Source organism: Acrocarpospora pleiomorpha (assembly GCF_009687885.1).
GTDB classification, from domain to species: Bacteria; Actinomycetota; Actinomycetes; order Streptosporangiales; family Streptosporangiaceae; genus Acrocarpospora; species Acrocarpospora pleiomorpha.
Genome location: NZ_BLAF01000054.1, coordinates 71585 through 82665, shown reverse-complemented (window position 1 = coordinate 82665; position 11081 = coordinate 71585). Strand labels below are relative to the sequence as shown.

General features: G+C 69.1%; 6 protein-coding genes. All 6 read right to left on the bottom strand.

Going from position 1 to position 11081, the window contains the following annotated elements; all coding sequences use genetic code 11:
• Nucleotides 1-99: 99 nt before the first annotated feature.
• The gene (locus Aple_RS37365; RefSeq protein WP_155349478.1) at nt 100-348 is read right to left on the bottom strand and encodes a type II toxin-antitoxin system RelE family toxin; all 249 of its coding nucleotides are present in this window, start codon (nt 346-348) and stop codon (nt 100-102) included.
• A complete protein-coding gene (locus tag Aple_RS37360; RefSeq protein ID WP_155349477.1) occupies nt 345-638 on the bottom strand; it encodes a DUF6247 family protein in 294 nt (97 codons plus the stop codon). The genes Aple_RS37365 and Aple_RS37360 overlap by 4 nt, the downstream gene beginning before the upstream one ends.
• Nucleotides 639-765: 127 nt before the next feature.
• On the bottom strand, nt 766-1794 hold the full coding sequence (locus Aple_RS37355) for a WxL protein peptidoglycan domain-containing protein (protein WP_155349476.1): 1029 nt from the start codon (nt 1792-1794) through the stop codon (nt 766-768).
• A 62-nt stretch (nt 1795-1856) separates the two neighbouring features.
• Entirely contained in the window at nt 1857-2489 is a 633-nt protein-coding gene (locus Aple_RS37350) for a hypothetical protein (RefSeq protein ID WP_155349475.1), read from the bottom strand.
• Nucleotides 2490-2525: 36 nt separating this feature from the next.
• The gene (locus tag Aple_RS37345) at nt 2526-5648 is read right to left on the bottom strand and encodes an OmpL47-type beta-barrel domain-containing protein (RefSeq protein WP_155349474.1); all 3123 of its coding nucleotides are present in this window, start codon (nt 5646-5648) and stop codon (nt 2526-2528) included.
• A 64-nt stretch (nt 5649-5712) separates the two neighbouring features.
• Complete coding sequence (locus Aple_RS37340) at nt 5713-10449, bottom strand: discoidin domain-containing protein (RefSeq protein WP_218038699.1); 4737 nt, start codon at nt 10447-10449, stop codon at nt 5713-5715.
• Nucleotides 10450-11081 lie beyond the last annotated feature (632 nt).

Genomic DNA, 11081 nt, shown 5'->3' with positions numbered 1-11081 from the left:
CGAACCGCTGAGCCCTCCATGTACGGCTCGGAAGACCCTCGTGCGACGAGAAACCGCGAGCCAAATCAATGGCAAGACATCCTGATGTTCTGCGTCACGTCAGCCGGCCCACAGAATGTCCACAACGCGGACGATCTCAACCGAGTCCAGAATCAGGAACGTGACGAATCCATGGTCGCCGAAGTCGGCTCGCCGTACCTGCGGGTCGTCAGTGGCCATGCTGGTGAGCGGGTCATACGGGTTCTCGCAGACGTCGGCCATAGCCTTCACCAAGGCGGTGAGCGCGTCAGTGGGGAAGCCGCCGAGCTGGCTTAGCGCCCGCTCGGATAAGTGGGGGCGGTAGGTCACCGGCGGCGGGCCAACTCGTCGGCGATGGCCTCATCAAGCGGTGTGGTCGCGCCAGCACCTTCCTTGGCTTCCTGGATGGCGTCGTAGTAGCCGGGCCGGTTGGTGGCGATGACCGTCAGGTGCCATCGGTGCAGCAGCCGCTTCAGGGCCGTGTAGCTTGCCAGGTCGTCACGTGCCGCCTCGACCGCCTGACGGTACTGGCGGAGAAACTCCGGCCGCTCCCGGACGGGCAGACCGCGAAGGATCACTTGCGGGTCCTGCGGGTCCTCCTCGATGGGCTGAGCGCTCATAGAAACAACCGTACCCCCACGTGCGTGGAACCGGTGCTGCCCCCGGTGAAACGCAGATGGAATGTCAGGCGATGGCAGAAGCGTGGTCCTGGCCGCCAGGATTGCGTGCGGCTATCACCTGAACTACTTATTTGTCAGGATCTTGGCCGACGAGTGTGGCTTCCGCTCGGCCTTCGTCGCGGGCGCGGGCGAGGAGGTCCGCGAGGCGCTGGCGGCGTCGCCGGGTGATGGTACGGAAGGCGAGGAAGAGGGCGCCGAGGATGGCCACCAGGGCCAGTTGCGGCCAGGGCACGGTCCAGACCGTCACGGTGGCCGAGGAGGGCAGGATCGCGGCCGGGCCGCCGTCGCGGATGGCGGGAGTCACGTTGACGGTCGTGCTGAGCGGTCCCAGCGCCCAGACTCCCCCGATGCGGGCGTCGACCTCCCGGCTGCCGCCCGGAAACAGCTCCTCGACCTCGGCCTCGGTATCGTGCGAGGCCAGGCCGAACAGTTCAGCGATCGTCACCCGGCCGGTGCCGGTCATGGCGACGTTGCCGTCGCTCGTCGCGGTGTACCTGACGCGGATGGTGCCGGCCGAGAAGGGGTTCCACGACTGCTGGTATGTGGCGGTGAGGTCGTTGATGGCCACGGCTGCCCTGACCGTGCCGGTGGCCCGCATCATGACCCGGAACCCGACCCGGCTCTCGACGGCGACCGTGCCCCCGGTGCTGGTGACCGTCGCCGCGATACCGGCCGGATGGTCTCCCGGCGAGGTGCCTTCAGGCACGGTGATGGTGAACGGCACCACCTTCGTCTCCTTGGCCCCGACCGTGACCTTTTCCTGCACCTGGATCCAGGTTCCGCCGTCCGCTGACGCGCGGTTGGACGGCAGCATGTTGAAGCGTCCCTTGTCCGTGAGGTAGCCGTCGGCCGCCTTCAGGGAGAAGTCGAAGGTGTTGTCGCTGAAGTTCCGCACGGCCAGGTGCTCGGTCACCGTCTGACCCGGGTCGAGCGTGAGCTCGATCCATCGGCGGCCGTCCGGACCCTGCTGGTTGGCCGGCTGGACCGACCAGGTGAGCGCCGGGTCAGCCGCGGCGGGCGCGATCGGCACGGCGACGAGCACCGCGGCCAGGACGGCGAGCAGCCGCGGCAGGGCCCGCGGCAAGATTCGGATCATGGCGAGGTCCTCCGGCATGGATGCGGTGGGGGGCCGCGTCGCCGCGGCCCCCCACCTGTGCGTCACTCGAACAGGGACAGGGTCAATGTAGAGGTGTACGAACCGGCGGCGACATCCGCCGGGGTGCGCAGGAACAGGTCGGCGTTGACGGAGAACGCGCCTTCGGCGACGGACCCGGAGTCGAACGTCGACACCAGCAGTTCCTGGTCGACCAGACCGACGTTGTTGCCGGGCTGGGTCGGCTCGTCGAGGACGGTCACCACCTCCTCACCTTCGGCGATCAGGCCGGTGTCACCACCGTCGATCAGGTGCGGCTTCCAGCCCAGGTGCCCGGCGCTGATCGGCGCCTGACCGGTGTTGCCGGCGAAATCGGTCGCGCTGCCCAGCACGGCCCACGCGGCGCCGGCGGGCACCTCCTCCGCCGTACGGGTGTCGGTGACCGTCACCGTCGGCAGCGTGCCGGTGAACTGGCGGATCTCCAGGGTCGAGCCGTCCTCGGACAGCGCGACGGAGCCGTCGGCGATCGACATGGCGAGCACGCCCGGCTGCCGGATCTCCTCGATGTCGACCGTCACCTCTACGTCACTGCTGTCGCCGGGGTCGGCCATGGCCGGCGACTGCACCATCGTCTGCAGCGCCATCATCGCGGCCAGGACGGCACCCGCCGTGATCAGCCGCTTTCGGTATGTGTTCATGCGATTGCCCTTCGTGATTGGTGGAAATGGTGGAAATCAGCAGGCCAGGCCGGGGTGTTCCGCGGTGGAGACAGTGGTCACCTCCTCGCCGTCCACCGTCCCGGTGGCGCGGACGGTCACCGAGCCCGCCGCGACCGAGGCCGTCCGGGTGGCGAACGACTGGTAGGCGCTGGCACCCGGCGCGACGTTCGCGAAAGACCGCTCGCCGTACGCGGTCTCCAGCGCGATGGTCACCGGCGACTCGTGGTCGTTACTCGCCCGCACGGCGATGTACGCCTTGCCGGCGACGCACCGCGGCTGGACGGTGACCGTGACGGGCACCACGGCCGGCTGGGTGCCCGGGTCGTCGGCGAAGACCCGCCACTCCGTGATCGCGACCGCGGAGAAGGTGGTGCCGTTGCCGTTGGCCCGGACCGTGGCCCGCACCCGGGGTGTGGTGACCGGGTCGAAGGTGACGGTGTTGAACGCGGTCGTGCTCGTGCCGTACGCGGACGCGCCGGTCACGTCACGCCAGGCCGAGCCGGCCTCGTCCCAGTACTGCAGCCCCCACCCGTCGGGTTCGGCGACGCCGTCGCCGGTGCCGCGGTTGGAGTCCCGCCAGAACTTCAGTTCCGTTCCGGTGAGTCGTACGGGGCGGGCCCAGTCGTACTGGACCCACTGGGTCTCCGGGCGGGTGCCGGACCAGGTGCCCCAGATCTGCGCCTGGCTCGGGCTCGCCGGGTCGGCGCCGTCGTTGAGGGCGGTGACGCTGTTCCAGCCCGCCGTGTAGGAGGCGGTCGGGGTCGCGATGGGCCCGATGTTGCCGGTGAGCGGCCCGGACAGGTCCGCCGGGATGGTGACCGTCTTGGCGGTCTCCAGGTTTCCGGCCACATCGAGCGCGCGGAACGACACGGTGTGCCGGTTCGAGTCCGGTGCCGCGATGGCGCCGGTGTAGGCGGTCCACGCGCCGGTGCCGATGGCGTACTCGATGCCGGCGACCCCGGAGGTCGCGTCGCTCGCGGTCACCGTGACCGTCCGGGTGGCGCTCACGGTGGCCGTGCTGACCGGTGCCGTGGCGTCGATGCGCACGGCGAGGTTCGCGGGCGCTGAGACGTTGCCCGCGCGGTCGGTCGCGGTCGCCGTGACGGCGTGCTGGCCGTTCCCGGAGACGTTGACGTCGACGTTCCGGACGTCCGTCGCGACGACCGGCTGGCCGTCGTCCACCTTGGACTCGATCGTCAGGCGGCCGCCCCGGTCGTCGACTCCGGCGACGCGCACCCGCACCGCGGACCGGAACCAGCCGGCGCTGCCCGCGCTGCCACTGGGCGTGAGCGTCAGCGTCGGCGCGGTCTCGTCGCCCTCGGTGTCGCCGGGCGAGATGACCTTGACCTGCGCTGAGACCCTGCCCGCGGCGTAGCCGAGCACGGTGCCCTGGAGCGTCAACGTGCCGGGCTCCGCGACCTGCTCCGCCGTCACCGGGTCCCAGAAGACCGGCACCTGCAATGTTTCACCGCCGAACGACACGCCGACGGCGCCGGGCAGATCCCGCTCGCCCACTTCGACCGTGATCGCCGGTGGCGTGACGGATCCCGGCTGCGCGGCGAGGATCTTCCACTCCTCGACCGCCACCGCCGAGTAGGTGCTGCCGTTGGTCGACGCGTCGAACACCGCGCGGACCTGCGTGGTGGTGACCGGGTCGAACGTGGTGTTCTGGAAACCCTGCGTGCCGGTCGGGTAGCCGCTCGGGTTCGGCGCGTCGGCCCACTGCCCGGCGCCGGCGTCCCAGTACTGGACGCGCCAGCGGGCCGGTGCGGCGACGCCCACGCCGCTGCCCTGCGGCTGGTCGTTCCAGAACTCGATCTGGGAACCGGAGATCCGCATCGGCTGGTCCCACGTGTACTGCACCCACTGCTGGGGCGGGTTGTTGCCGGTCCAGGTGCCCCACATGTCCGGCGGCAATGGGTTCGACCGGACGATCTCGTCGTTGAGCGCCTTCACCCAGTACTGCGTGGGCACGGGCTCGTTGGAGACGGCGACCTTCGCCTCCTGCGCGATGTTCGCCCGGGGCGTGAGGTCGCGTCCCTTGACGGGCGTCGGCGTGACGAGCTTCATCCGCGGTGGGGTCTGCGTGTCGTCCCACTCGACCGGGTCGATCGCCACCGAACGGCGGAAGTGACCGCCGCCCACGGCGTCGGCGGTGTGGTAGGCGATGTACCACTTGCCGTTGAACTCCAGGATGCCCGGGTGGCTCGTCGTCGAGGAGACCGGCCGGAGCATGGTGCCCCGGTAGGTCCACGGCCCCTCGGGCGAGGAGGCCGTCGCGTAGGCGATGCAGGCGTGGTAGTTCGCCGGGGTGCACGCCGAGGTCGGGCCGGCGTTGTTCCCGGCGTACGCCATGTAGTAGGTGCTGCTGCGCTTGAAGATCCAGGCCGCCTCGAAGAAGCCGGTCAGGCCGGTGACGGTGCGCTGGGTGCCGACCGGGGTCTTCATGTCCTGCTGGAGTTCCAGCATCCGCAGGTTGCTGAACGAGCCCCAGTAGACGTACACCCGCTGGTTCGGCGCCGTGCCGTCGACGAGGATCGTCGGGTCGATGTTGTGGATGGTGTTGGCCGTGGGCACCCGCTGGGAGATGATCGGCCCGCCCGCGTGGTCGGTCCACGGGCCGGTCGGGCTGTCCGAGACGGCCACGCCGATGGCGAACTTGTCGGACGCCGGGCTGTCCCGCTCGTTGATCGGGACGTACCAGTAGTAGCGCCCGTCCACGCCGCGGACCACCTGGCCGGCGTACGCGCGTGCCGGCGTCGCCCAGGCGAAGACCTGTTCCGGGCGCATCAGCGAGGGGTAGTGGGTCCACTCTCCGGCTTGGACGTCCGCGGTGCGGAAGGCGCCCCACTCGTTCATGATGAAGTCGTTGGTGGACGGTCCGGCCTGGTCGTGGCCGGTGTAGATGTAGAGCTCGTCGCGGCCGCTCTCGTTGCCGGGGGCGCCGGCCGGCACGACGACCGGCGCCGGATCGGCCGAGTAGTAGCTGCCGTCGCCGAGGATGGGGTTGCGGGTGTTGGTGAAGGTAATCGAGTCGGCGGCGTAGGCCGGCGCGGCGACCCCGATCAGGCCGCCGACGAGGAGCCCGGCGGCCGCCGCCGCGCGGAACCGGCGTAACCGCCGGGGGGTGGTGTTCACGGTGTCGATCTCCTTGCGGGGGGTGGTGGTGGCGGCGCCGGTCGGGCGCCGCCACCACGAAGGGCTAGCCGCAGCTGAGGGCGCCGAACGGCGCCTCAAACTGCGCGGTCACCGGCTGGCCGTCGACGGTTCCGGTGGCCTTCACCGTCGCGGTCCCGGCCGCCACCGTCTTGGCGCGGGAGTTGAACGCCTGGAAGGCGGACTTCCCGGGCGCGACACCGGACACCGTCCGCGAGCCGTACGGCGTGACCAGCTCGATGGTGAGCGGCACGTCGTCGGCGTTGCGGGCGCTGACGGAGACGTAGACGTTGGTGCCGGTGCACTGCGTGCGTGCCGTGACCTCGACGTCCCACGACGGGGCCGCCGGGGGGTCGCCCACGGTGAGGGTCAGCGTGGTCCGCGTGGCGCCGGCCTCGCTGACGTAGTCGGGCAGGATCAGGTCACCGATGACGGTGTAGCGGCCCTCGGTGTTGACGATGGCCGGGTCGAACCGCCAGTTGACGCCGATGGCCTGGTTGTCCCGGGACCCGTCGTTGTAGGAGACCTCCACCTTGTGCGGCAGGTAGGGCAGCTCGCCTACCGCGACCTTCTGCTCGAACGACTCGGCGCCCTGGATCGAGATGCCGCCCTGCGACATCTCCGGCCGCACGTACACGCGGGCCTCGGCGATCAGGCCGTACGCGTCGTTCGTGCCGTAGACCACGAACGGGTCGACGTTGGGCTCCGCGACCATCGCGGGCGTGATCTCCTGCCACTTGAACCCGATCGTGCCGCGCTCGCCGCTGGCGTACACCCCGTCGAGCGTGCTCGGCAGGGTGGGCACCTGGCCCACGCCGGTCCGGATGAGCACCGGCGAGCGCACCGAGTCGACGGTCTCGCCGTTGGCGCGCCAGCGCAGCACGCCCGTGCCCGCGCCGCCGGTCATGAGGCCGAAGATGCGGATACGCAGGTGGCTGGTCGAGATCGGCTCGAAATTGAAGTGGTTGTAGGCGTTGGTGGCCAGACCGGCGGCGTACGTCGACCCGTTGGTGAGGGTGACCGGGGTCCACGTGGTGCCGTCGTTGGAGGCCTCGATGGCGTAGGTCGTGGCCGTGGGGCGGCGGGTGCCGCCGTTGTCGTCGTACCAGTAGATGTCGGTCGACGACAGCCGCACCGGCGAGGTCCACTTGTACTGGATCCACGCCGCCTGCGCGACGCTGGTGCCGTTCTGTGGCTGGCCCCAGTTGCCCCAGCCGTTCCCTGAGCCCGGGTTCGAGCTGCTCGGGGTGGTGGCCTCGTTGACCCGCGAGTGGTTCTCCCACGACGCGGTGCCGTTGGTGGTGATCGCCGCCGAGGAACCGAACTCCGCGACGACCTCCTTCTTGGCGATGGTCACCGCCACGGTTGCCTCGGACCGCTTCTCGCCGTCGCCGGCGAAGAACCGGAACACGTAGTCACCGGCGACGGTGCCGGTCACCCGCGTGGTCAGCGCCTTCGGGTCGGAGAAGATGACGCCCGCTCCCTGCGGCGCGGAGACGGTCTCCCAGCCGAAGGTGAGCTCGTTGTCGTACGGGATGCCGTCGTCGGACGCCGTGCCGACCAGCTTGGTGGACAAGTTGCCGTCCGCCGAGCCGTCGCGCGCGGCGGTGACGACGGGCGCCTGGTTGGAGACGGGTGGCACCTCACGCCCCGAGTCGAACACCTGGATCTCGGAGATCGCCGTGTAGAGGGTCGGGTTGTTGGTGAAGGCGATGCGCACCTTGTCCGCCGTCACGCTCTGGAAGAGCGCCTCGTTGAACTTCGCCGCCGGGACGGTCGGGTTCTTGAACTGGCCCGGCACCTCCTTCCAGCCGCCGCTGCCGTTGGGCACCTGGATCCACCAGCGCGCGGGCTCGCGGTAGCCGCCGGCCTGACGGTCGCTGACGAAGTACACCTTCACGTTGTCGAACGACTTGGCCGAACCCAGGTTGAGCTCGACGTAGCCGTTCTTGTCACTCGTGCCGGAGTTGCCCCAGTACGGTTCGCTGGCCGTGACGCCGTCGGTGACCGCGGCCAGCGACACCGGCCGCTCGGTCTCCTTGGTCGCGCCGGGCGTGTAGTTCATCGAGGTGGTGCTCCAGCCGGGCGTGTGGAACTGCCGCCACGGCGTCGACCGCGCGCCCTGCTGGGTGTACGACGAGCTGAGGGTGGCGCCCGCCGCCAGGTTCTGCGCGTCCTCGCTGAGGTCGATGCCGGCCGTCTTGAGGTAGGAGACGACGCGGTCATCCTCGATCGGGGTGTTCACGGCGCTCGGGAAGCCGGCGGTCGCCGCGGTGAAGGTGACGTCCAGGCCCGCCTCGGCCTGGACCAGCCTGGTCTTCGGGTCGTAGACGAACTTGCCGAGCTTGTCGGTGCTGACCTTCTTCTCGCCGTTCACGAACAGGCTGTAGCCCGCGCCCAGGCCGTACTTGCTGCCGTCGGGGTCCCAGACGATCGTGACGTCCTGCCCGTGGTAGCGCAGGTTGTTGACCATGAAGTGCTCGTAGCCGAACTTGATCGGCCACAACTCGATCTTGTCGTCGGAGCGCGGCTGGAGGCCGGCCATGTCCTCGACGAAGATGTAGTTCATGTTGCCGAGCATCACGTGGTTCGGGTTGTTGCGATTGTAGGTCTTCGCTGTCGCGTTCCAGTTGGAGTAGTACTCCGCCTGGTTCGGCACCCGCACGTCCGCGCCGGGGTAGATGCTCCAGGCCATCCAGTCCAGCAGCCGCTTGGCGTACTCCGGAGTGATGTACTTGTGCGTCGGGTCGTAGTGGCGCAGCGCCGAGCGGACACTGCGGTACTGCACCGTGAAGTTGATGTTGGAGAAGTTGTTGGAGCCGCCGATCCCGTAGGCCGTCCGGTCGTACTGGTTGGCGGTGTAGAACGGGAAGATCGGGAAGTTGTCGCCGTAGGTCAGGAAGCGGTACCCGTCGACGTAGGTCTGCCACTGGTCGAACGGGATGAGGTTCTCGGCGTAGATGTCGTAGAGGTTCGACTCCTTCGCCGGGATCAGGTTACGGGCCGCCACGGGCAGCGGGTTGGCCGTGCCGTTGGAGCTGGCCCCGCTGGTGGCGCCGTGCGACGTACCGGCCAGGAACATCCGCGTGTCGGGGCTCCACAGCCGGGTGAGGATCGCGTCCCTGATGCCGTTGGCGCTGGTCGCCATCTGGTTGACCTTGGCCTGGTCGGCGCCGGCGATCTGGTAGAGCTGCCGGGCGGCGTCGAACGCGCCCCACACGTACGCCGACTCGGGACGTTCGATCGTCCGCGCGCCGGGCGCGCCGGCGCCGGACTTCGGGAAGCCGAACGAGATCGCGTCGGCGTCGTTGCCCGGCATGTAGTTGGTGTCGTACGCGATGAGCTTGTCGTTGTTGCCGTCGTAGTGCTCAAGCTGCCCGACGCCGTCGCCCTCGAAGTAGTGGGCGAACTTGCTCGCGATCTCCTTGCCGCCGCCGTGGACGTTGTACGCCTCGAGCCCGGCGGTGCCGATGTACTGCGAGTAGTGGTTGTTCCAGCTGGTGTGACCGGGGCTGTCCAGGAACGCCGAGGAGCCGGAGAGCTCGCCGATGTTGAGGATCTGGCCGTACGGCAGGTACGGCGTGCGCAGCCACTTGGTGTCCTGCAGGTGCATCGGCTGGGTCAGCGCCACGGCGTTCTGGTAGAGGTTCGACCCTTCGACCGTGGTGGGGTACTGGTACACGTAGCCGGGCGCGTTGGGGTCCAGGCTGTTGTAGCGCTCGCCCCACCAGCGGTACACGATCGCCTTCTCGATCGCGGGGTCGGGGACGTTGACGTACGGGATGTCCTGCGCCCAGCGCCGGTTGAACTCGGTGATGCCGGTGCGGACGGCCTCACTCGGCGATTTCGCGGCGTACTGCTCGTAGCTCTCGACGGTCTTGGGCAGGGTGGCCGAGGAGACCGCGCCGACGACGGACAGCGAGACCGTGCCCCCGGCGGGAACGGTGACCTCGCGGTCGAGGTTGGTGCCGCTGCGGGTGAAACCGGCACCGGTGAGGTTGACCTTGATCGCGTTCCACGGCGTGTCGATGAGGCCGTTGTTGGAGCCGCTGGTGATCGTTCGGGTGCCGGTGAGCTCGGCCGTACCGGCCCCGGCCTGGGTCGCCAGCGGCGACGCGGCGCGAACGGTGAAGGTCGCCGCCGACTCGCCCGGGTTGGTGAGGTCGATGGCGGTGACCGCGACGTTGTCGTAGGTGATGAACTTCGTCAGATCGGCGGTGACTCCGGTGGTCCCGATCGTGTACCGGCCCTTGGCGTGGCTCGGCGCGTTGAACCGGTTCGCGTTGACCTCGGTGACCGTCTGCCCGGGTACGGTGACGGTGTAGAGGTTGCCGAGGTTGTTGGGCCCGCCGACGAAGGTGCTGCCGGCGAAGCCCATGACGGTGAAGTTGTTGTTGCTGGCGCCGCGCATGTACAGCGAGCGGCCCCTGGTCATCAGTACCGCCGCGCCGAGCGGGCCACGGACGCCCAGGACGCGGTCGAGGTAGTAGTCGGTGCCGCCGGCGGCGAGATCCTTGTCGAAGATGGACTGGTTCATGCTCGACGCGGTGAACGGAACGCCGGGCTTCAGCCGCTCGGCCACCTCGGGGACGTTGGTGTAGACCGGATCCCCGATCTCCATGACGTGGTTCTGCCCGTTGGTGTAGACGCCCACGTCGCTCTCATTGCCCGGTAAGACCGGGCTGGCGGCGTGGGCGGCGGACGGCAGGCCGACCACCCCTCCCGCCACGAGCGCGGTGAGGGCCGCCCACGTGGGCGCCCTCCTTAAGCGTCTGGTGATCATTGCTCCTCCTGGTACCGGTGGGGGTGAATTTCGGGCTTCTGCCGGCACACGAACGGTGGCGTGCCGAGGGTCGGAAACGGCTCGTGGTTGGTTGGGCTGGCGGCGCCGCGGCGTGGGCGTCGCTGTCGTGGGTGACTCAGATGATCGGGAGCCAGACGCGCGTGGTGGATGACCCGCGGTTGGCAGGTGGGTGGCTGGCTGGTGTGGACACGGATGCGGGGTTAGTCGACGGCGGGCGATCAGACCTGCGGTGAATCCGCACTCCGGAGCCGGCGGAGGAGTCCGTGGTGGCCAGGCAGGCGGGCTGCGCCCGGTCCTGCGGCGGGTTGGCATAGAAGCGGCACCACCGTGACCAGGACCGTGTGGACCAGCGCACGTGGCTTCATGGCCTTCTCCTTCCGATATCCCCCCGACGCATGCCCGAAATCACCTAAAAGGTTTTCGAAACATAGAAGACGCCCGTGACGCTGTCAATGGTGGACTGGCCGGTAGGCCGAGCGTCCGTCACTTCACAGGGTTCTGAAAAGGTTTTCGACAGGGGATGACCAGGGGGTTCCGTGGCGGCGACCAGGCGGCTGCCCGGATCATCGAGGCGGCCAGGGAGCGAGGCTCCTCCCTCCCCGCTCCGGACA